At 63.0% G+C, this 20,744-nt stretch carries 19 protein-coding genes and 2 tRNA genes; 3 read left to right on the forward strand and 18 right to left on the reverse strand.

Annotated features, from left to right (window positions below; translation table 11 throughout):
• Window position 1 precedes the first annotated feature (1 nt).
• From biuH to atzF, 5 genes are all read right to left on the reverse strand, one after another.
• Complete coding sequence (biuH, locus tag OKW28_RS29355; protein ID WP_018424443.1) at window positions 2-694, reverse strand: biuret amidohydrolase; 693 nt, start codon at window positions 692-694, stop codon at window positions 2-4.
• A gap of 47 nt (window positions 695-741) precedes the next feature.
• Window positions 742-1,668, reverse strand: a complete 927-nt coding sequence (locus OKW28_RS29360; protein WP_429450829.1) for an ABC transporter permease — start codon at window positions 1,666-1,668, stop codon at window positions 742-744.
• Window positions 1,661-2,794 (reverse strand): ABC transporter permease, encoded by a 1,134-nt coding sequence (locus OKW28_RS29365; RefSeq protein ID WP_429450831.1) that lies wholly within the window; start codon window positions 2,792-2,794, stop codon window positions 1,661-1,663. The genes OKW28_RS29360 and OKW28_RS29365 overlap by 8 nt, the downstream gene beginning before the upstream one ends.
• 44 nt (window positions 2,795-2,838) lie before the next feature.
• Entirely contained in the window at window positions 2,839-3,936 is a 1,098-nt protein-coding gene (locus OKW28_RS29370; RefSeq protein WP_429450833.1) for a BMP family ABC transporter substrate-binding protein, read from the reverse strand.
• A gap of 63 nt (window positions 3,937-3,999) precedes the next feature.
• Window positions 4,000-5,841 (reverse strand): allophanate hydrolase, encoded by a 1,842-nt coding sequence (atzF, locus tag OKW28_RS29375; protein WP_429450835.1) that lies wholly within the window; start codon window positions 5,839-5,841, stop codon window positions 4,000-4,002.
• A 999-nt stretch (window positions 5,842-6,840) separates the two neighbouring features.
• Here atzF and OKW28_RS29380 point away from each other — a divergent pair.
• Genes OKW28_RS29380 through OKW28_RS29390 form a run of 3 tightly spaced genes read left to right on the forward strand, consistent with a single transcriptional unit; the run spans window position 6,841 to window position 8,138 of the window.
• The gene (locus tag OKW28_RS29380) at window positions 6,841-7,098 is read left to right on the forward strand and encodes an NAD(P)-binding domain-containing protein (protein WP_429450837.1); all 258 of its coding nucleotides are present in this window, start codon (window positions 6,841-6,843) and stop codon (window positions 7,096-7,098) included.
• A complete protein-coding gene (locus OKW28_RS29385) occupies window positions 7,031-7,504 on the forward strand; it encodes a hypothetical protein (RefSeq protein WP_429450839.1) in 474 nt (157 codons plus the stop codon). The genes OKW28_RS29380 and OKW28_RS29385 overlap by 68 nt, the downstream gene beginning before the upstream one ends.
• On the forward strand, window positions 7,422-8,138 hold the full coding sequence (locus OKW28_RS29390) for a site-specific integrase (protein WP_429450841.1): 717 nt from the start codon (window positions 7,422-7,424) through the stop codon (window positions 8,136-8,138). The genes OKW28_RS29385 and OKW28_RS29390 overlap by 83 nt, the downstream gene beginning before the upstream one ends.
• Before the next feature lie 121 nt (window positions 8,139-8,259).
• On the opposite strand, the gene OKW28_RS29395 is transcribed toward OKW28_RS29390, so the two are convergent.
• The 13 genes from OKW28_RS29395 to OKW28_RS29455 form a co-directional block, all read right to left on the reverse strand.
• A tRNA-Pro gene (locus OKW28_RS29395) sits at window positions 8,260-8,336 on the reverse strand.
• 76 nt (window positions 8,337-8,412) lie between these two features.
• Entirely contained in the window at window positions 8,413-8,829 is a 417-nt protein-coding gene (locus OKW28_RS29400) for a MerR family transcriptional regulator (protein ID WP_184021872.1), read from the reverse strand.
• Between the two features lie 43 nt (window positions 8,830-8,872).
• Complete coding sequence (locus tag OKW28_RS29405) at window positions 8,873-9,283, reverse strand: integration host factor subunit alpha (protein ID WP_026225933.1); 411 nt, start codon at window positions 9,281-9,283, stop codon at window positions 8,873-8,875.
• A gap of 69 nt (window positions 9,284-9,352) precedes the next feature.
• Complete coding sequence (gene pheT / locus OKW28_RS29410; RefSeq protein ID WP_429450843.1) at window positions 9,353-11,788, reverse strand: phenylalanine--tRNA ligase subunit beta; 2,436 nt, start codon at window positions 11,786-11,788, stop codon at window positions 9,353-9,355.
• Window positions 11,789-11,948: 160 nt separating this feature from the next.
• A complete protein-coding gene (pheS, locus tag OKW28_RS29415; RefSeq protein ID WP_429450844.1) occupies window positions 11,949-12,962 on the reverse strand; it encodes a phenylalanine--tRNA ligase subunit alpha in 1,014 nt (337 codons plus the stop codon).
• 158 nt (window positions 12,963-13,120) lie between these two features.
• Window positions 13,121-13,480: a 50S ribosomal protein L20 gene (gene rplT / locus OKW28_RS29420; RefSeq protein ID WP_006052502.1), complete on the reverse strand. Its 360-nt coding sequence runs from the start codon at window positions 13,478-13,480 to the stop codon at window positions 13,121-13,123.
• 29 nt (window positions 13,481-13,509) lie between these two features.
• Complete coding sequence (rpmI, locus tag OKW28_RS29425; protein ID WP_006052501.1) at window positions 13,510-13,707, reverse strand: 50S ribosomal protein L35; 198 nt, start codon at window positions 13,705-13,707, stop codon at window positions 13,510-13,512.
• A gap of 258 nt (window positions 13,708-13,965) precedes the next feature.
• Window positions 13,966-14,490 carry a translation initiation factor IF-3 gene (infC, locus tag OKW28_RS29430; protein ID WP_075643713.1) on the reverse strand — a complete coding sequence of 175 codons (525 nt, stop codon included), beginning with the start codon at window positions 14,488-14,490 and terminating at the stop codon, window positions 13,966-13,968.
• A gap of 49 nt (window positions 14,491-14,539) precedes the next feature.
• The gene (gene thrS, locus OKW28_RS29435) at window positions 14,540-16,447 is read right to left on the reverse strand and encodes a threonine--tRNA ligase (RefSeq protein WP_429450845.1); all 1,908 of its coding nucleotides are present in this window, start codon (window positions 16,445-16,447) and stop codon (window positions 14,540-14,542) included.
• 254 nt (window positions 16,448-16,701) lie between these two features.
• Window positions 16,702-16,778: transfer RNA gene (locus OKW28_RS29440), tRNA-Val, on the reverse strand.
• Window positions 16,779-16,883: 105 nt separating this feature from the next.
• On the reverse strand, window positions 16,884-19,127 hold the full coding sequence (locus OKW28_RS29445; protein WP_429450847.1) for a RelA/SpoT family protein: 2,244 nt from the start codon (window positions 19,125-19,127) through the stop codon (window positions 16,884-16,886).
• A 69-nt stretch (window positions 19,128-19,196) separates the two neighbouring features.
• Window positions 19,197-19,550, reverse strand: coding sequence for a RidA family protein (locus tag OKW28_RS29450; RefSeq protein ID WP_429450849.1), 354 nt, complete (start codon window positions 19,548-19,550; stop codon window positions 19,197-19,199).
• Between the two features lie 79 nt (window positions 19,551-19,629).
• Complete coding sequence (locus tag OKW28_RS29455) at window positions 19,630-20,544, reverse strand: alpha/beta fold hydrolase (protein WP_429346209.1); 915 nt, start codon at window positions 20,542-20,544, stop codon at window positions 19,630-19,632.
• Window positions 20,545-20,744: the final 200 nt, after the last annotated feature.

Consider the following 20,744-nt stretch of genomic DNA (forward strand, 5'->3'; position numbering starts at 1 on the left):
ATCAGCGTCCGAGCGCCGCGATCAGCGCGCTGGAATCCGACACCGTGCCGAACACGCCGCCCTGCATCAGCACCATGTTCAGTGCCGCGTCGTGATTGCCCTTGTCGGTCGCGCCACAGCAGTCGGCGAGAACCGTGCATTCGAAGCCGCGGTCGTTCGCTTCGCGCATCGTCGTATGCACGCACACGTCGGTCGTGATGCCGGTCAGCACCAGATTGACGATGCCGCGCGTGCGCAGAATGAGTTCGAGATCGGTGGCGCAGAACGAGCCCTTGCCCGGCTTGTCGATGACGATCTCGCCCGGCAGCGGCGCCAGCTCGTCGATGATGTCCCAGCCCGGTTCGCCGCGCACGAGGATCTTGCCGCACGGACCGTCGTCGCCGATGCCGATGCCGTCCGTGCCCGCGCGGCGGCTGCGCCAGCGCTTGTTGGCAGGAAGATCCGACAGATCGGGCCGGTGTCCTTCGCGGGTATGGATGATGGTGAAACCCTGCTCGCGCATCGTTGCCAGCACGCGGCTGATCGGTTCGATCGGCGCGCGCGTCAGCGACAGGTCGTAGCCCATCTTGTCGACATAGCCGCCGATGCCGCAGAAGTCCGTCTGCATGTCGATGATGATGAGCGCCGTATTGTCGGCGCGCAGCGCGCCGTCGTAGGGCCACGGATACGGTCGGGCTTCGATGAAACGGGCCATGTCGGACTCCCGGAGAGACGAAAAGTAGGTGGATCGCTTCGGCGGTTTCAGCGCGTGAGACTCAGTTCGCCGGGCGCACCTGCGAGCGTGCGATCCGGCCGGCAGTTGACGATCATGATTGCGAGCGTGAGCATGTACGGCGCGGCGTTGAACAGGTAGTAGCCGCTCGTCACGCCGATCGCCTGCAGCGCGGGGCCGAGTGCGCCGGCCGCGCCGAACAGCAGCGCCGCCCACAGACAGCGCAGTGGCTGCCAGCGCGCGAAGATCACGAGCGCGACGGCCATCAACCCCTGACCGCTTGACAGACCTTCGTTCCAGCTGCCCGGATAAACGAGCGACAGATACGCGCCACCGACGCCCGCGAAAAATCCGCCGACCGCCGTCGCCGCGATGCGTACGCGCGTGATCGGATAGCCCATCGCCCGCGCGCTCTCCGCGTTTTCGCCGACGAGCCGCAGCGTCATGCCCCAGCGTGTGGAGCGCAAACCCCATTGCAGAACGAACGCAAGCACGACGCCGATCAGGAAAAGTGGATTCACGTGCAGCGCGTTATGCAATTGCGGCGAAGCGCTCCACGCGCCGAAGTCGAACGAGCGCAGCATCGCCGCTTGCGGCTCGATGAACGGCTTGCCGAGATAGAACGCGAGGCCGGTGCCGAACAGCATCAACGCGATACCGAACGCGATGTCGGACACGCGCGGCAGCGAGCAGACGAGTCCGTGCAGGCAGCCGAGCAGCAGGCCCGCGCATCCGGCAAGCAGCACGCCCAGCCACGGCGAACCGGTCAGGTACGAGCCTGCGTAACCGCTCATCGCGCCCGACACGAGAATGCCTTCGAGCCCGAGATTCACGCGACCGCCCTTCTCGGTCAGGCATTCACCGAGGCTCACGAAAAGATACGGCGTGCTGACGCGAATCGCGCCCGCGAAGAGCGAGAGCAGCAGCACGGCAACGGGCGAGTGCAGATCAGGCATGAGTTTGCTCCAGCGGATGCGGCAGTCCGGATTGCGCGACCGCCTGCAACTTCACGCGCCACGCGGCGAGCCGACCGCCGAGCGCTTCCCACGCGAGCAGGTTTGCGAACAGCAGGCCTTGCAAGACGAGCGTCGTTGCGTCGGGCAGATCGAGGCGGCGTTGCAGCAGACTGCCACTCGCCTCGATGCCGCCGATCATCAGCGCGCACGCGATGATCGCGAGCGGATTCTGCCGTGCAGCGAATGCGACGAGGATGCCCGCGTAGCCGTACCCCGCGAGCAGCGACGCGTTCGCGCTGCCCTGCACCGCCGAGACTTCGAACATGCCGGCGAGTCCCGCGGCGGCGCCGCCGAGCACGCATGCGGTCAACGCGAGCGAGTTGACTGGCAGGCCGACGAGGCGCGCGGCGCGCGCGTTGCCGCCCGTCACGCGCATCGCGAAACCCTTGGTGCTGTGACGCACGAAGATCCACGCGCCGACGCACGCGAGCGCGCCCCAGAAGAGTCCCCAATGCACATCGAGTCCCGGCAGCGAGCCGACCGTGAACGCAGCGGGCAGCGGCAGCGTCGACGGCTTGTTCAGGCTCGCCGGATCGCGCAACGGCCCTTCGACCAGATGCTTGAACAACGCAATCGCGATATACGACATCAGCAGCGAGCTGATGGTCTCGTTCACGCCGCGCCACTGCCGCAACGCGCCGACCGTGCCGATCCACGCACCGCCGACGATCATGCCCGCCAGCGCCATCGCGGGCGTCGCGACGAACCACGGCGTGCCGTGCGGCAGCAGTTGCGGCGTGACGGCCGCAGCGAGTCCGCCGAGCGCGAGCGCGCCCTCGCCGCCGATCACGATCAGGCCGACCTGCGCAGGCAGTGCCACGCACAGCGCGGTGAGCATCAACGGCGCGGCGCGCAGCAGCGTGCTCTGCCACGCGAACGCCGAGCCGAATGCGCCTTGCGCGATCAGCACGATCGCGTCGCCCGCGGGCTGGCCCTGCACGAGCAGAAAGATCGCGAACAGCAGCAGCGTGCCGGCGACCGCCGCGAGCGTCGGCAGTGCGGGCAGCACGCCGAGCAGCGCGCGGGCAATGCCGGGCGACGTCACCGTGGAAGCATGAGCACGCATGGTCTCTCCTTCAGTTGCGCGAATTGCGCTGTCAGCACGCTGGATCAGATCTGGCCCACCACACCCGTGACGAGATAATTCATGCTTTCGAGCGTCATGTCGGTCTGAGCGTAGGCCGTGCCGGACGCGATCGCGGTGCCGCCCTTGTTGTCCTTCAGCGGGCCCTTGAAGATGACGAACTGGCCGGCCATCATCTGCGCCTTGACGGCGTCGGCTTTGGTCTTCGCGGCGGCCGTCACCATGGCGCCATAGGGCGACATCTTCACGAAACCTTCCTTGAGGCCGCCGCGCAGAATGTTCGGCTGCGGCGTGCCGGTCTGCGCGTCAGTGACGAGCGTTTTGTACGGCGTCGCCCAGTCCCACTCGGCGCCCGTCAGATAGCCCTTCGGCGCGAGCGCCGCCTGGCTCGCGTGGTAACCACAGCTCATCGCGCCGCGCTTCTCCGCCGTTTCGATCACGACCTTCGGACCGTCGACGTGGCAGGTCAGCACGTCGCAACCCTGATCGACGAGACTGTTGGTCGCTTCGGCTTCCTTGACCGGCATCGACCAGTCGCCCGTGAAAATGACGTGTGTCGTGATGGACGGATCGACCGACTGCGCGCCGAGCGTGAACGCGTTGATGTTGCGCAGCACTTGCGGAATCGGTTTGGCCGCGACGAAACCGAGCTTTTTGCTCTTGCTCCTGTGGCCCGCGACGACGCCGTTCAGGTACTGGCATTCGTCGATGTAGCCGAAGTAGCTCGCGATGTTCGACGGGTTGCCTTGCTTCCAGAGGCCGCCGCAATGTGCGAAACGCACCTTCGGATACCTGGCCGCCATCTTCAGCACGTGCGGATCGAAGTAGCCGAACGAGGTGGCGAAAACGAGCGTCGCGCCGTCCTGCTCGATCATGGCTTCCATCGACTTCTGCGCGGCCACCGTTTCCGGCACATTTTCTTCTTCGACCACCTTCACGTTCGGCATCTTTTTGATGACCGCGGCGGCCTGGGCCTGCGCCTGGTTGTAGCCATAGTCGCCCTTCGAGCCGACGTAGATCACGCCGACGGTGAGCTTTTCGGCAGCGAACACGCTTTCGAGCGGCAGCAGGCTGCCGAGCGCAAGCGCGCCCGCCTGCTTGATGAAGTCGCGACGTTGAGTCATGGTGTGGTTTCCTTGAGTTGGCCGTTCTCTGCGTTCTGAATGCTGGATTTCCGATGACGGGCATCAGGCGTTCGGCTGCGGCGCGCGGTGCGCGAGATACGCGCGCCAGCCGCCGTAAGCGGTAATGTCGAGGGCGCCCGCGCCGTGCGCGATCGCCGAGGGCTCACAGACGAAGCCCTTCACGCTGCGTCCGTCGATGGTCTCGAGCGTGCCGATGGCGAGCGGCGCGGGCACGGCGGCGACGAACGCGCCGAAGGTGCGCAGCGGCACTTCCCACAGTTCGATAGCGATGGCTTCGCCTCCTGCCGCGTCGCCCGTCCGGCGCACGAGGCCGGGTTTCGGCGGCAACGTGCCGGCGAGTGCAAAGAGCTGGTATTGAGGCGCGGTCGTCGTGGCTTCGACGAAGCGCGCGCCGGCTTGCAGCAGTTGCCAGTTCAACGGCTCGCCCCGCAGATGCGCACCGACCACGGCGAGCATGACGACCGGTTCCTGGATCGGCAGCGGCTGGCTCGCGATCGCGTCGGCATCGCGTTGCTCGACGGCTTCGCTGAACAGCGCCTGAATACGCGCGCCGAGCAACGCGATCTGCTGGTCCGCGCCCGATGGGCCGATCAGCGTCACGCCCGCAGGCAGACCGTCGGCGCGCGGCACGCCGGGCACGGCGAGCGCACACAGATCGAGCAGATTGACGAAGTTCGTATAGACGCCCAGACGGCTGTTCACCTCTACCGGATTGGCCTGCACGTCGGCGATGGTCGGGTGCGTCGGCGTGGTCGGCACGATCAGCACGTCGGCGTGCTCGAAAAGCGCTGCGGCTTGGCGCCTCAGCCTCGCAAGCGCGTACTGCCCGTCGAACGCGGCGGCCGCATCGAAACGCTCCGCCTGGCCGATTACCTTCGCGACGGTTGTGTCGATATCGTGGTGATGCGTGATAAAAAACGTCCCGAGCGCGGCGCGGCGCTCGGCCACCCACGGGCCGTCGTAAAGAAGCGCGGCGACTTGCTGCAACGGCGCGAAGGCGAATGTCGACGGCGTCAACGCGAGATGCCTGGCGATGCCATCCATGGTCGCGGCGAAGGCGGCCGATGCGTGGTGGTCGTCGAAGAACGTGAGCGTGTCGGGAATCGCGATGCGCAATGGCGCGTGTTGCAAACCGCGCGAGGGCAGCGGCCTGGAGTAACCGTCGTGCGGGTCGTAGAACGCGAGCCGGTCGAGCACTTGCCAGGCATCGGCGACGTCGTGCGCGAACACCGACAGCGTATCGAGCGTGCGGCACGCCGGCACGACGCCGCGCTTGCTGACGAGCCCGAGCGACGGCTTGAGCCCCACCAACCCGTTGAAGCCCGCAGGCACGCGTCCGGAACCCGCGGTATCGGTGCCGAGCGAGAACGCGACGATGCCCGTCGCGACCGCAATCGCCGAACCGGAACTCGATCCGCCCGACACGTATTCATCGCGCGTGATCTGACGCACCGCGCCGTACGGCGAACGCGTGCCGACGAGACCCGTCGCGAACTGATCGAGATTGGTCTTGCCGACGAGAATCGCGCCCGCGTCCAGCAGACGCGCCACCGCGAACGCCGTTTCGTCCGGCGTGTAGGCGAAGGCATCGCATGCGGCGGTGGTCGGCAGCCCTGCGACGTCGACGTTGTCCTTCACCGCGAACGGCACGCCGAAGAGCGGCATGCGGGCGAAGAGCGCCGGGCCTTCGTCGGCGAGCAGACGTTCGAGTTCGGTGGCGCGCGCGACGAGCGAGGCTTCGGACACGCGAAGGATCCACGCTTCTGGACGATGCGTGGTGGCAAGACGTTGCAGCACTGTGGCGACCGTGTCGCATGGCGATGTTTCGCCTTGGTGATAAGCGTCTAGCAGCGCGCGAACCTTGAACGGAGCATTGCGTTCCATGAGTTCAATCTTGAATACAAGTTGAGCGATGGAATGCAGGCTTCGTGCCAGATTTGCTGGCATTGACCGCAAATGCTTATCCGGAAAGGCTTTGCGACTATCGACGACTATTTCCTGACGGCGCGGTCGCGCGGCGCAGAACCAGACGCGCTTCATCGTGGACCGTTTCGCGGTGTGCTTCGGTGCACTGATTCACGGCGGCTGTGCACGGCGCAGCCGCTTGCTTCAACCAGCGTGATCGACAACCACACATGGCCGCGCTCAGACACGCGCCGCCGCCATCCGGCCAGGTGTACGGCTTGCATCGGCCGGCGCTGCCCGGCAATGAACGCGCCAAATCTCGCAAATGCTCGTTGCGTCGCCGGACCATAATGTCGTCAAAAACCGCCGGGTTGACGCCCGCTCCGGCAAGGTGTGTGGGTATCGCGCTGTCCTACCCTGCCCGGCTTCGGCGATTCAATGGCCGGACTCAAACGACACCTGCTGCGTCATTTCTCTAGTTGGTGAGGGCTCCACGTGAGCCAGGGGCGAAGGCCAGAACACCGGCACCCGCCGTGAACCCGATGGGTGACTGGTGCGGATCAGTTCCGCAATCAAATGAACGAAATACCGGATGCGCCGCGACGCTTCGCTTCGCATGGGGCCTGCGACCGCTTCGCAACAACGCAAGGCCGCGCCTTGTGGATAGCGTTGTACCGCTTTGCAACGGCCTTTCAATGGGTGACAAAGCCGTCGCGCATGCTGCTCGAGCATTAGGACCAGGAACGTGAGGACGTAGGCACACATGCGGTGCGAACCAAAGTCAATGGAAAGTCCCGCCCGCAAAAGCGATCTCGTCACGGCGCAGCACAGCACAGCACAGCACAGCACAGCAATGCTCAAGAATATTCGTGCTCCCGAACGACTCACCGGTCAACACATTGTCAACATCCTCGGCATTTATCGTATCGGACACCTCACATAAATTCTTCTCCACGAAACTCAACAAGGAGAAGCGAAATGCAAATCACGGTAGTCGGATATGGGAATGTCGGCGCGGCGATGGTCAAGCAGTTGAGCGCTGCCGGTCACCAGGTTGAAGTCACCGGCCGCAAGCCCGAAGGCGCAGAAAAAGTGGCCGCGCAATTTGGCGCCAAAAGCGCGTCGCTGGCTGGTGCCGCGAAAGAGGCCGAACTCGTCGTGCTCGCCCGTGCCGTACGGCAATGCCGCCGCCGCGCTCGCCGAACTGGGATCGCTCGAAGGCAAGGTGCTGGTTGATGTGACGAACCCGCTGACCGACGACTACATGGGCCTCACCATCGGTCACACCACGTCGGCCGCCGAGGAAATCGCGAAGCTCACCGGCGCGTCGGTCGTCAAGGCGTTCAACACGCTGTTCGCTCAAGTGCTCGACGGCGGCGCGGCGTTCAGCCTGATCCCCGCATTCGGAAAGGTCGCGCTTCACGAGTTGCGCTGGCCGCAGATCAAGGCGTGGCTCGAGGAGCGCGAGTGCGGCAACAAGTCCCTCGGGAACCTCCAGTCGTGTTTGCGCTCGGCGCATCGCGGATGCGGTCGAGGAGAACCTCCTGACCGAGAACGTCATGTATGGCAAGCGCTACTCGGTCGCGCGTACGGTGCGCGCGAAAGGCAAGGAATACGAAGTAAACCCGCTCGAGCGCGATGAGGTCGAGGCGATCCTCGCGGTTGCCCCGCCTGACTTCGCGAACCTGATCAAGTTCGCGATCTGGACGGGCCTGCGCCCGAGCGAATACGTCGCGCTCGACTGGAAAGATATCGACTTTGCGAAAGGGATCATCCGCGTACGTCGCGCGATGACCGACGACGCCCGCGCGAAAGGCAAGGCGAAAGGCGAGTTCAAGGGAGAGGGAGAGGCCGAGACGACCAAGACGCTCTCGGGCAGGCGAGACGTCCAGATACTTGCGCCCGCGCGCGAGGCGTTACAGGCGCAGAAGAAACGCAACCCCGACATGAGCGGGCCGGTCTTTATCAACCCCTATACGGGACGGCGCTGGAATATCAAGAATAACATTTACCGCAACTGGACCAAGGCGCTAGAGCGCGCGAGCGTTGCCTATCGCAACCCGTACCAGACGAGGCATACGTACGGCTCGATGATGATCTCGACGGGCGAGAATCCGAGCTGGGTCTCGAGGCAGATGGGGCATTGCGATATGACCGTAACGCTCAAGTCGTACGCGCGCTGGATGCCGGTCGATACCGAGTCGATTGGCGCGCGCGCGATCGCCGCGTTTTCGCCCTCGAGCCGGAAGCTCGCGAGCGTACGCAATGCGGGATAAGGGAGAGGAAAAGCGAGGGAACCTTTCAACGCGTCGTGTTAAAACGTAGGCTACCTGAGGCTACTCGAGGCTACTTTTTTAACACAACGCGAATCTACACACTTGATTTTAAAGCGAATTTTGGTCGGGGCGAGAGGATTTGAACCTCCGACCACCTGCACCCCATGCAGGTACGCTACCAGGCTGCGCTACGCCCCGAACAGAAGAAAAATTATAACAGACACTTCATTCGATTAGAACCGCTCGACACGAACAAAGCGAACAAGTCCATGAATTAGTGGCCCAGCAGATCGATTACGTTCTGCAGTTCCTTGCGTAACTTCTCGACATCGACCGCAACCGTTGCCGCCGATGCCTGCACCTGACCCGCGACTCCGGCGGTAGCCTCACCCTCTTCGACCACCGCATCCGGCCCACCGCCGCCATGCGAATCGAGCCGGTTGCGCGCCCCGTTGATCGTAAAACCCTGCTCGTACAGCAACTCTCGAATCCGCCGGATCAGCAGCACCTCGTGATGCTGATAATACCGACGATTGCCGCGCCGCTTGACCGGCCTCAACTGGGTGAACTCCTGCTCCCAGTAACGCAGCACGTGAGGCTTTACCCCACAAAGTTCGCTGACCTCACCAATCGTGAAGTACCGCTTCGCCGGAATCGGAGGCAAGACGACTTTTTCGATAGTCGCTGTCATCGTCAGTTAGCCGTGGTGGGTTGCCCGAAAGCGCGCCAGTCAATCAGCGCGCGAAGCTCGCTTCGGCGCCGTTTTCGACGAGCGCCTTCAGCTTTTGACTTGCATGAAACGTCACCACGCGACGTGCCGCGATCGGAATCGCCTCGCCCGTCTTCGGATTTCTGCCGGGACGCTGCGGTTTGTCACGCAACTGGAAGTTGCCGAAGCCCGACAGCTTCACGCTGTCGCCGCTCTCGAGCGCATCGCGGATCACCTCGAAGAACGCCTCGACCATGTCCTTCGCTTCCCGCTTGTTGAGCCCGACATTGTCGAACAGCAACTCGGCAAGTTCCGCCTTGGTGAGTGTCGGCGTTTCATTGGAAACGACGGCGGATGATGTCGGAATATCTCGAATCATGGCGCTGCGTTGCGCCGTAAGAAGGGCTTCGAAATCACTCGAGTTCATTTCATTCATATCTATCAAATGGCGCGCCAAGCGTAAAACAATGGATGCGGAAACAGCCGTGCAATTGTTAAATGCGGGTTATCCGCGCAACCGTGCGCCATATACTCGAGCTAGACGTTCCACCAGAGTTTGAATAGCCAGATCGACCGTTTCATCCTGAAGGGTTCCGCCAGTATCTTGCAAGGTCACCCGGAACGCAAGGCTTTTCTCGTGCGCGGCCAGACCACCGGAAGTGTTTGATTTTGGACGAAATTCGTCGAAAAGTGCAACCTTCTGGACAGCCTTGCAGGCCGGTTCGGACTGGGCCTTCTGAAGCTCGTCGAGCAGCGCCTGAACCTCGATTTTCTGATCGACGACCACCGCAATATCACGTCGTACCGGCGGGAATTTTGAAACTTCCGACGGAATCGGCAATACCCGTTGCATTAATGCCTCCGCTTCGATTTCAAACAGAATCGGCGCATGCGGCAAATCATATTTTTGCATCCAGCGCGGATGCAATTCGCCAATCCAGCCCACTGCGCGACCATTCAATTCGATACGCGCGCTGCGTCCCGGATGCAGCGCCGGATGCTCGGCCTGTACGAACCGCGCGACCGCCGGTGCGACCAGCGCTTCGAGGTCGCCCTTCACGTCGAAGAAGTCGACGGCACGCGTCGGTGCGCCCCACTGCTCGTCGAGCGCGGGCCCATAGGCGAGCGCGCCGATCATCTTCGGCTGCGCGAAACCTTCGACGGTCAGCTCGCCGGCCTTGATCGACGGATCGTGCAGGAATACGCGACCTGCTTCAAACACGCGCACGCGGTCCGCCGCGCGACGGTTCAGATTCGTGCGCAACACATGAATCAGGCTGCCGAACAACGTCGTGCGCATCACCGACAGCTGGCTCGCGATCGGGTTGATCAGACGCACGGGGTTGCTGTTGCCTGCGAAGTCCTGCTCCCACTCCGCGTCGACGAAGCTGAAGTTCACCGTTTCCGCGTAGTCGCGCGCGGCGAGCGCATGACGGATCGCGTGGATGGAGCGTTGCGTCTCGTTGGTCGCGCGCATTTCGCTGGTCGCGACCGGCGGGCGCGCCGGAATCTTTTCGAAGCCGTGGATACGCGCGACCTCTTCGATCAGGTCCTCTTCGATTTCGATATCGAAGCGATACGACGGCGGCATCACCGAGAACGTATCGCCGTCACGCTCGAACGAGAGGCCGAGGCGCGTGAAGATCTGCGCGATTTCATCGGCGCCGATCGCGACGCCGATGATGCGGTTCGCGCGCGAAACGCGCATCGTCACGGGCGCGCGCTTCGGGACGTTGACGATCTGATCGTCGACCGGACCCGCTTCGCCGCCGCAGATGTCGAGGATCAGCTGCGTGATGCACTCGATATGATCGACGGTGCTGGCATAGTCGACGCCGCGCTCGAAGCGATGACCCGCATCGGTCGAGAAGTTGTACTTGCGCGAGCGGCCACGAATGCTGTCGGGCCACCAGAACGCGGCCTCGAGATAGATGTTGGTGGTGTCGAGCGTGACCGCGGTGCTGTCGCCGCCCATGATGCCCGCGAGGCTTTCGATATGCTGCTCGTCGGCGATCACACCGACCGTTTCGTCGAGCTCGACCGTGTTCCCGTTCAGCAGCTTCAGCGTTTCGCCCTTGCGGCCCCAGCGTACGTCCATGCCGCCGTGGATCTTGTCGAGATCGAACACGTGCGACGGACGCCCCAGCTCGAGCATCACATAGTTCGAGATGTCGACGAGCGCGGAAATGCTGCGCTGGCCGGAGCGCTCGAGACGCTCGACCATCCATTGCGGCGACTTCGCGCGCGCATTGACGCCGCGAATCACGCGGCCCGAGAAACGGCCGCACAGATCGGGCGCGGAGATTTTCACGGGCAGCGTTTCGTTGAGCGTGACCGGAGCCGGCTTGATTTCTAGCGGACGCAGCGGCGCTCCGGTAATCGCCGACGTTTCTCGCGCGACGCCGAATACCGACAGACAGTCGGCCTTGTTCGGCGTCAGCTTGATTTCAAAAACGGTGTCGTCGAGATTGAGCGTATCGCGGATGTCCTGGCCGATCGGCGTGTCTTCCGGCAGTATCATCAGACCGCTGTGATCTTCGGAGAGCTTCAGCTCGCGCGCCGAGCACAGCATGCCCTGGCTTTCCACGCCGCGCAGCTTCGACAGCTTGATCGCGAACGGTGGGCCGCCCTCTTCGGCCGGCGGCAGTTGCGCGCCGACCAGCGCGACCGGCACCTTGATGCCGGGTGCAACATTCGGCGCGCCGCACACGATGTTCAGCGTCGCGCCGGTGCCAGCGTCGACCTGACACACGTTGAGCTTGTCCGCATCCGGGTGCTTGACGACTTCCAGCACCTGGCCGACGACGATCTTCGAGGTCGGCGGCGCGGCCGTCCGCAGGTCTTCGACTTCGAGACCCGCCATCGTCAACGCGCGCGACAACTCGTCGGTGGTCAGTTGCGGATCGACAAAAGTTCTGAGCCAGGATTCCGGAAATTGCATGGTTCTGTGTACGTTGTGATCAGGTTAGGTCCACGTCCGGCAGATGCTTCGCAAAGCCCGGTGGTCTTGCGCCGGTTCAGCGAGCTCTGCCGGGGACGCTCGCGGCGCGCACCAGGTGCGCTGCCGCGATTTATGCTTCGTCGCGCTCGCGCGCGCCGGGTCACGCGAATTGACGCAGGAAACGCAGGTCGTTTTCGAAAAACAGGCGCAGGTCCTGCACGCCGTAACGCAGCATCGTGAGACGCTCGAGGCCACTGCCGAAAGCGAAGCCGATGTAGCGCTCCGGGTCGAGACCCATGTTGCGGATCACAGTCGGATGCACCTGGCCGGAGCCCGAAATTTCGAGCCACTTGCCCGCGTTCTTGCCCGTTTCGAACTGCATGTCGATCTCGGCCGACGGTTCGGTGAACGGGAAATACGACGGACGGAAGCGCACGAGAATGTCGTCGCGCTCGAAGAATTTCTTCAGGAAGTCGGTATAGACGCCCTTCAGGTCCGCGAAGCTGATGTTCTCGTCAATCCACAGGCCTTCGACCTGGTTGAACATTGGTGAATGCGTCGCGTCGCTATCCACGCGATACGTGCGGCCAGGCACGATCACCTTTATCGGCGGCGAGTTGGTGCGCGCGTAGCGCACCTGCATCGGGCTCGTATGCGTGCGCAGCAGCAGTGGGCGGCCGTCGGCATCCTTGCCGTCGACGTAGAAGGTGTCCTGCATCGAACGCGCCGGATGGTTTTCCGGGCTGTTCAGCGAGGTGAAGTTGTACCAGTCGGTTTCGATCTCGGGGCCGTCGGCCACGTCGAATCCGATCGTACGGAAAATCTGTTCGACGCGCTCCCAGGTGCGCATCACCGGGTGCAGGCTACCCGCATTGGCGCCGCGGCCCGGCAGCGTGACGTCGATCGCTTCAGCAGCGAGACGCTGGTTCAGAAGTGCGTCGGCGAGCGCCTGACGACGTGCCGTCAGCGCGGCTTCAACCTGTTGCTTGACGAGGTTGATCCGTGCGCCTTCGGTCTTGCGCGCTTCGGGATCGAGTTTGCCAAGGCCCTTCAACAGCTCGGTCAGCGCACCCGCCTTACCGAGAAAGCGCGCTTTCTCGTTCTCGAGGGTGGTGACGTCGGAGGCTTCTGCGAAGGCTTTTTGCGCGTCGGCGACAATCTGGTCCAGATCCATTGATCCCATCATTTCAACGTCAGTGTTCTATCGAAACAAACCTGGTTCTACCAACAAAAACGGGGCTCGGTGAGGAGCCCCGTTTTTGTTGCAGCGTCACCGAGACTACCGGATGTTCGCTGCAACGAACCACGCAGTTTTAATTGCCAGAAGCGCAATCAGGCTGCAACGGCGGCTTTCACCTGCTGAACGATCGCAGCAAAAGCAGCCTTGTCGAACACAGCCATGTCGGCCAGCACCTTACGGTCCAGTTCGATCGACGCCTTCTTCAGGCCGTTGATGAACACGCTGTACGTCATGTCGTGCTGACGCACCGCCGCGTTGATACGCGTGATCCACAGTGCGCGGAACACACGCTTCTTGTTGCGGCGGTCGCGGTAGGCGTATTGGCCTGCGCGCATGACCGCTTGCTTGGCGATGCGATAGACGTTATTGCGACGGCCGCGGTAACCCTTGGCCAGCTTGATGATCTTCTTGTGACGGGCCCGTGCGGTAACCCCACGTTTTACTCGAGGCATGTTTCGCTCCTATGAGTGTCGGTTAAGGGTTAAGCGAACGGCAGCATTGCGCGAACGGAGTTCAGATCGGAATCGTGAACTGCCGTGGAGCCGCGCAGATGGCGTTTGTTCTTGGTGGTCTTCTTGGTAAGAATGTGACGCTTGAAGGCTTGACCGCGCTTGACGGTACCGCCCGGACGCACCACGAAGCGCTTTGCAGCGCTCTTCTTGGTCTTCATCTTCGGCATGACAACTCCATTATTAGATGGACATGGGTGTGCGGTCGGCCAGATGGCCATTTCCCGCCCTTCGAAACCCATTCCACTTGGTATGCAGACCGCCGATACCGCCAGCGGCCGCTTTTCGGGAACCACTGCGCACTTGCATGCGCGACGTTCCGAAACCTTCCGACACCAAGCCGGACACCCAGCACAGCATCAAACAACCTTGCGCCTCCGGAGCGCGCGCCACATGGCACGCCGCCGCTCCGGCCAACTGCTTCGCGCTTACTTCTTTTTCTTCGGAGCGAGCACCATGATCATCTGGCGCCCTTCCATTTTCGGCATCTGCTCGACCTGACCGACTTCGTCGAGGTCGGTGCGCAGGCGTTCGAGCATGCGCATGCCGATTTCCTGGTGAGCCATTTCGCGGCCACGGAAACGCAACGTGATTTTCGTCTTGTCGCCATCTTCGAGGAAGCGGACGAGGTTGCGCAGCTTGACGTTGTAATCACCGTCGTCGGTACCTGGGCGGAATTTGACTTCCTTGACCTGGATGACCTTCTGCTTGAGCTTGGCCTCGTGTTGCTTCTTCGCTTCCTGGTACTTGAACTTGCCGTAGTCCATCAAGCGGCAAACCGGCGGAACCGCTTGCGGAGCGATTTCGACCAGATCTACGTCCTGCTGTTCCGACATGCGGAACGCATCAGCGAGTTTCACGATGCCGAGCGGTTCGTTCTCGACGCCGACCAGTCGCACCTCGGGTGCTGTAATTTCACCGTTGATGCGGTGCGCAGACTTATCAGTAGCGATGTTACGTTTCCTCTAAAAATTAAAAAAAACGAGCCGGGTACCAAGTGGCTCAGTTGAACGACTGCACCTCCTGGCGCAGACGCTCAATGAAGGTGTCAACAGGCATTACACCCATATCGACACCACCACGGGCACGCACGGCTACTGTTTGCGCTTCACGCTCCTTGTCGCCGACCACCAACAGGTACGGGACCTTTTCCAGCGTGTGCTCGCGTATTTTATAGCTAATCTTCTCGTTGCGCAAATCGGCCTCGACTCTAACCCCTTGTTTTTGCAACGATTGGGCTAGCGCGTGCGCGTATTCGGCCTGACTTTCCGCAATATTCATCACAACGACCTGCATCGGCGCGAGCCAAGCGGGCATTGCACCAGCATGGTGCTCGATCAGAATCCCGAGGAAACGCTCCATCGATCCGACGATCGCCCGGTGCAGCATGATCGGGCGACGGCGACTGTTGTCTTCGGCAACGTATTCGGCACCCAGCCGCTCCGGCAACACCATATCGAGCTGCAGCGTACCGCACTGCCACGAGCGGCCGAGCGCGTCCTTGATGTGATACTCGACCTTCGGGCCGTAGAATGCACCCTCGCCGGGCAACTCTTCCCACGTGACGCCGCAGGCCGTCAGCGCCTCGCGCAGTCCCTGCTCCGCGCGATCCCAAGTTTCGTCGGTGCCGGCGCGCGCATCGGGGCGCAGTGACAGCTTGATCTCGACGTTATCAAAGCCGAAGTCGCGGTAGACGCTCATTGCCAGCGTGTTGAACGCGATCGATTCGCTGATGAACTGATCTTCGGTACAGAAAATATGCGCGTCGTCCTGCACGAAGCCGCGCACACGCATCAGTCCATGCAGCGCGCCCGACGATTCGTTCCGATGGCACGAGCCGAACTCCGCGTAACGCAGCGGCAGATCGCGATACGAGCGCAGACCGTGGTTGAACACCTGCACGTGACCGGGGCAGTTCATCGGCTTGATCGCGTAGTCGCGCTTTTCCGATTCCGTCGTGAACATGTTTTCACGATAGTTCTGCCAATGGCCCGACGCTTCCCACAGCGAGCGGTCCATGATCAACGGCGTCTTGATTTCTAGGTAGCCGGCGTCGTTCACGCGACGGCGCATGTACTGCTCGACTTGCTGCCACAGCGTCCAGCCGCGCGGATGCCAGAACACCATGCCCGGCGACTCGTCCTGCATGTGGAACAGGTCGAGCTGCTTGCCAAGCTTGCGATGGTCGCGCTTCTCGGCTTCTTCGAGCATGTGGAGATACGCTTCCTGGTCTTCCTTCTTCGTCCAGGCCGTGCCGTAAATGCGCTGCAGTTGCTCGTTCTTCGAGTCGCCACGCCAGTACGCGCCCGCGACTTTCATCAGCTTGAAGACCTTCAGCTTGCCGGTGGACGGCACGTGGGGGCCGCGGCACAGGTCCGTGAAGCCGCCATGCGAGTACAGTTTGATTTCGTCGCTAGCGGGGATCGATTCGATGATCTCGGCCTTGTACTTTTCACCGATGCTCTTGAAGTACTCGACCGCTTCGTCGCGGGACACCACGCGACGCGACACCGGCTCGTCCCTCTTCGAGAGTTCTTGCATGCGCTTTTCGATCTTTTCGAGATCTTCCGGCGTGAAAGGACGGTTATAGTAGAAGTCGTAATAGAAACCGTTGTCGATGACCGGGCCGATCGTGACCTGCGCTTCCGGGTACAGATCCTTCACCGCGTACGCGAGCAGGTGCGCCGTCGAGTGGCGAATGATATCGAGACCGTCTGCGTCCTTTTCCGTGACGATGGCGAGCGCCACGTCGTGATCGATCAGCGCGGACGTATCGACCAACTCCCCGTCGATCTTGCCGCCGAGCGCGGCTTTCGCGAGACCGGGGCCGATCGAGGCGGCCACTTCGGCGACGGTCACCGGATGCTCGTACTGTCGAACAGAACCGTCAGGCAAACGTATCGAAACCATTGCGTTCTCCGTGGTGCCGACCGGCGGCGGCACATACAACCGGGGTCAAAAAGATAAAAAAAATGCGGCCCCGCTTTCGAGGGGCCGCATTCACATTTTATGCAAACTTCACTGGCGAAAGTGGTCCTCGACTAGCGTCGTTCCGAAGTGGTTTCGGTCAACGTTCGCGGTGTCATAACCGTATTCGCCTTTTTGCGCTCAAAGCGCTTACTGCAGCTTGCGAAACCCCAGCGAGGCCGGAATTTCATTTTCGTTGGTAGGCTCGATTGGACTCGAACCAACGACCCCCACCATGTCAAGGTGGTGCTCTAACCAGCTGAGCTACGAGCCTGAAGAGACGAGAGTATATGGGGTATAGCGCAGCTTGGCAAGTACTTTTATGCAGCGACTTTAATCCGTCGCGCCACTAGCGGGGCTTTTTCCAACCGCCCGCGCCTCAGTTCTTGCGCGCCGCCCGCACGACACCCGTGATCTCGCCCAGCAGCGTGCACGCGCGCTGAATCTGCGCGGAGCTCGACACCTCGACGGTAAATTGCATGAACGCGGCAGTGCGGCGCGATTGCGTCCTTACGCCGATCACGTTCATCTTTTCCCGCGCGAATACTTCGGAGATATCGCGCAGCAGACCTTGCCGGTCCGTCGCCTCGATGCTGAGGTCGACCGGGTAGACGGAGTGGCCGCGGCCGCTCATCACGTCCGCCGACCACGCCGTCTGAAGCACGCGCTCCGGCGCGCGCTCCTCCATGCGGCGGAACGTCGCGCAGTCGCTGCGATGAACCGACATGCCCTTGCCTCGCGTAACGAATCCGCAGATGTCGTCGGGCGGCGCCGGCCGGCAGCAGCGCGCGAGCTGGGTGAGCAACGCATCGACGCCGACCACCAGCACCCCCGTGGATGCGCCGCGCGCGACGCTCGCGCCGCTGCTGCGTTTCTCGAACTTCTCCGGCGCATCGACCTCGGGCTCGGGCGGCGGCGCATCCTGCAACGCCTGCTCGACGAGCCTCAGACTGAACTCCTCCTTGCCGACCACGGAGAACAGGTCGTCGGTGGTCTTGAAACCGAGCCGCGCGGCCAGTTGATCGAGATTGACCGAGGTCTTGCCTTCGCGCTGCAGGGTTTTTTCAACCATCGCGCGACCGTTCGCGATGTGCTCCTGTAACTCCACCGCGTTGAACCATGCGCGCACCTTCTGCCGCGCGCGCGGGCTTTGCAGATAGCCAAGTTGCGGATTAAGCCAGTCGCGCGACGGACCGCCCTCCTTCACCGCCACGACCTCGACCGTCTGGCCGTTCTGCAGCGGCGTGTTGAGCGGCACCATCGCGCCGTCGACGCGCGCGCCGCGGCAACGATGCCCAAGCTCGCTGTGCAGGTGAAACGCGAAGTCGATCGGCGTCGCGCCGTGCGGCAACGGAATCACGCGCGCCTGCGGCGTCAGCACGTAGATGTGATCGTCGTCGAGCGTGGCCTGGCGCAACTGCTCCCACGGCTGTGCCGAGCCCGCTTCGCCATGTTCGCCCTCGGAGACTTCGTCCTTCCATGCGAGCAGCTGTCGCAGCCAGGCGATCTTCTCGTCGTATTTCTCGCTCGCGGTGAACGTGCCACCATAGCCGCGCGCACCCGCTTCCTTGTAGCGCCAGTGCGCTGCCACGCCGTATTCGGCGAAGCGATGCATTTCCTGCGTGCGGATCTGCACTTCGAACGCGCGGCCGTCGTCGCCGATCACGACGGTGTGCAGCGACTTGTAGCCGTTCGGCTTCGGCCGGGAGATGTAATCGTCGAACTCCTTCGGCACCGGCTGCCACAGGTTGTGCACGATGCCGAGCACGGTGTAGCAGTCCTTGATGTCCGGCACGATCACGCGAAACGCGCGCACGTCGTACAACTCGGCGAAGTCCAGCTCCTTACCGCGCATCTTGCGCCAGATGCTGTAGATATGCTTCGGCCGACCGCTCACTTCCGCTCGGATATGCGCGGCGGCCAGCTCCTGCTGCAGGCGTTCGATCGCCTGCGCGACATAGCTCTCGCGCTCGACGCGCTTCTCGTCGAGCAGTTTCGCGATGCGCTTGTAGGTGTCCGGCTCCTCGAAACGGAACGCGAGGTCCTCGAGCTCCCACTTCAATTGCCAGATACCGAGGCGGTTCGCGAGCGGCGCGTAGATATCGAGGGTTTCGCGTGCGACGTCGGGCGACGGCGTGAGCTTCGCGGCCGCGTAATAACGCAGCGTTTGCAGCCGCGACGCGAGGCGGATCAGCACGACGCGAATGTCCTGCGCGAACGCGAGCAGCATTTTGCGCAGCGCCTCGACCTGCACGCGGCGCGCAGCCTGCGCGTCACGCCCGGCCTCGGGCATCGCGTTTTGCGCCGCGCGCGAACTGACCGTGCCGAGCCGCAGCAGCTTGCGTACGTCGCCGACCAGTTGGGCGACTTCTTCGCCGAAGTCGTCGGCGATCACGCGCTCCGGATCGCGCAGATGCGGTGTCAGCGCAAACAGCGCAGCGGCCAGCACCGCCGGCGGATCGACGTTGAGCTTGCGCATGATCGACGCGGTGCCCGCCGCGTGATCCGCGAGCAATTCGCCCGACGACAGCCGCACCTCGCCCGCATGTTCGCGCACGAACGCCATCGCTTCGTCGAAGGAACGATGGGGATGAGGCGCGCTCGGAACGGTATCGGTGTTCATGGTGCGACGGCCCGCCGGGCCAGACGATTCAACGAAAAATCAACCACGGTGCTGCCGGACGGCCGCGACTCAGTTGCGCTGCGCCGCGATCACGACGATTTCGACGAGGCACTTCGAATTCGCGAGCTTTGCCTCGACGGTCGCGCGCGGCGGCGTGTCGCCCTGCGCGACCCACTCGTCCCACACGGCGTTCATGCCGGCGAAATGCGCCATGTCCGAGATATAGATCTGCACCGACAGCAACAGCGACTTGTCGCTGTTCGCTTCGGCGAGCAGACGGTCGATGTGGCCGAGCACTTCGCGCGTCTGGCCGGCGATGTCCTGATCGTCGTCTTCGGCGATCTGACCCGCGAGGTACACGGTGCCGTTGTGCACGGCCATTTCCGAGAGACGCTTGCCGACGTGATAACGAATGACTGCCATGAAAAGTCCTGAGCTGAGGGGTTAATCGAACTACGTCCCACACGACACTGCCGATGAAAACGTCATGCGGAACTCAATATTATGACGCGTTCGCGGCCTGACCGATGAAGAACTCCCTCGCGAGCGCGATCTGGTCCGCCGCCAGGAACGCCGGCGCATGCCCGACGCCGGCGATCTCCACGCTCGATGCGGCACGCGCGGTCGACACCATCTTCGCGACCGTTTCACGCGACAGCAAATCCGACTGCTCGCCGCGCACCACCAGCACCGGCCCCTGGAACGACGCGAGCGAATGCCACAGCGCCGCCTCGCCGAGCTTCGCCGCTTCCTCGGTGACCGCCGCGAACGGCTGCGCGATGCGCGGGTCATAGCGCAGCACCCATGCGCCGTCCTCTTCGCGCAGCAACGGCGTATTGATTTCGCGCCATTCGTCCGGAGTCAGCGGTCCGAAGCTCTGCGCGAGCTGCGCGGCATAGTCAACGCCCTGCTGCAGCGTTTCGAAGCGCGCGGGCTTGCCAAGGTAATCGCCGATGCGCTTGACCGCGACCGGCTCCAGATGCGGCCCGACGTCGTTCAGCAGCAGCTTGCGGATCGGCGTGTCCGGCAGGCCGGCGAGCCCCATGCCGATCAGGCCGCCCATCGAGGTGCCGAACCAGTCGACGGTGTCGACGTCGAGCCGCGCGATCAGTGTGACCATGTCGGCGACGTACTGCGGCACCGCGTATAAGTTGGGGTTCGCGAGCCACGACGACAAGCCCCGGCCAACCACGTCCGGGCACACCACGCGATAGGTGTCCGCGAAGTTGGCGGCGAGGCGGTCGAAATCGCGCCCCGATCGCGTGAGTCCGTGCACGCACAGCAACACGCGCGGATTGTCCGGGTCGCCCCACTCGGTATAGGCGACGCGATGCAGGCCGGCAGCGCTCGCGCACCGCACGTAACGTTGACGCGGCGCGGGCCGCCCGGTGGTGGAAGCGGAAGTCGTTGCGGTCATCTCGTGTCCTTGCAAAGACGCTGCGGATTGGGCTGCAAACGATTGTAAACCGCTTCGTCGCGCGGCAAGCATCGGCCAGAAGGCTTAGGAAGGTCGATCCAACCGTCCGGCGCATCCGCCGCCGCGCGCCAAAAACAGAACGGGCGAGACTCACGTCTCGCCCGTCCGGAACACACCGTTGCCGCCGCGCGGTCGCGCCG

Source organism: Paraburkholderia sp. 40 (assembly GCF_050434105.1).
GTDB classification, from domain to species: domain Bacteria; phylum Pseudomonadota; class Gammaproteobacteria; order Burkholderiales; family Burkholderiaceae; genus Paraburkholderia; species Paraburkholderia tuberum.

Bases quoted from the DNA above. Each gene is read 5' to 3' on its own strand.
- biuH (WP_018424443.1), bottom strand. From the start codon at position 694: ATGGCCCGTTTCATCGAAGCCCGACCGTATCCGTGGCCCTACGACGGC.
- OKW28_RS29360 (WP_429450829.1), bottom strand. From the start codon at position 1,668: ATGCCTGATCTGCACTCGCCCGTTGCCGTGCTGCTGCTCTCGCTCTTC.
- OKW28_RS29365 (WP_429450831.1), bottom strand. From the start codon at position 2,794: ATGCGTGCTCATGCTTCCACGGTGACGTCGCCCGGCATTGCCCGCGCG.
- OKW28_RS29370 (WP_429450833.1), bottom strand. From the start codon at position 3,936: ATGACTCAACGTCGCGACTTCATCAAGCAGGCGGGCGCGCTTGCGCTC.
- atzF (WP_429450835.1), bottom strand. From the start codon at position 5,841: ATGGAACGCAATGCTCCGTTCAAGGTTCGCGCGCTGCTAGACGCTTAT.
- OKW28_RS29380 (WP_429450837.1), top strand. From the start codon at position 6,841: ATGCAAATCACGGTAGTCGGATATGGGAATGTCGGCGCGGCGATGGTC.
- OKW28_RS29390 (WP_429450841.1), top strand. From the start codon at position 7,422: ATGTATGGCAAGCGCTACTCGGTCGCGCGTACGGTGCGCGCGAAAGGC.
- OKW28_RS29400 (WP_184021872.1), bottom strand. From the start codon at position 8,829: ATGACAGCGACTATCGAAAAAGTCGTCTTGCCTCCGATTCCGGCGAAG.
- OKW28_RS29405 (WP_026225933.1), bottom strand. From the start codon at position 9,283: ATGAATGAAATGAACTCGAGTGATTTCGAAGCCCTTCTTACGGCGCAA.
- pheT (WP_429450843.1), bottom strand. From the start codon at position 11,788: ATGCAATTTCCGGAATCCTGGCTCAGAACTTTTGTCGATCCGCAACTG.
- pheS (WP_429450844.1), bottom strand. From the start codon at position 12,962: ATGGATCTGGACCAGATTGTCGCCGACGCGCAAAAAGCCTTCGCAGAA.
- rplT (WP_006052502.1), bottom strand. From the start codon at position 13,480: ATGCCTCGAGTAAAACGTGGGGTTACCGCACGGGCCCGTCACAAGAAG.
- rpmI (WP_006052501.1), bottom strand. From the start codon at position 13,707: ATGCCGAAGATGAAGACCAAGAAGAGCGCTGCAAAGCGCTTCGTGGTG.
- thrS (WP_429450845.1), bottom strand. From the start codon at position 16,447: ATGGTTTCGATACGTTTGCCTGACGGTTCTGTTCGACAGTACGAGCAT.
- OKW28_RS29445 (WP_429450847.1), bottom strand. From the start codon at position 19,127: ATGAACACCGATACCGTTCCGAGCGCGCCTCATCCCCATCGTTCCTTC.
- OKW28_RS29450 (WP_429450849.1), bottom strand. From the start codon at position 19,550: ATGGCAGTCATTCGTTATCACGTCGGCAAGCGTCTCTCGGAAATGGCC.
- OKW28_RS29455 (WP_429346209.1), bottom strand. From the start codon at position 20,544: ATGACCGCAACGACTTCCGCTTCCACCACCGGGCGGCCCGCGCCGCGT.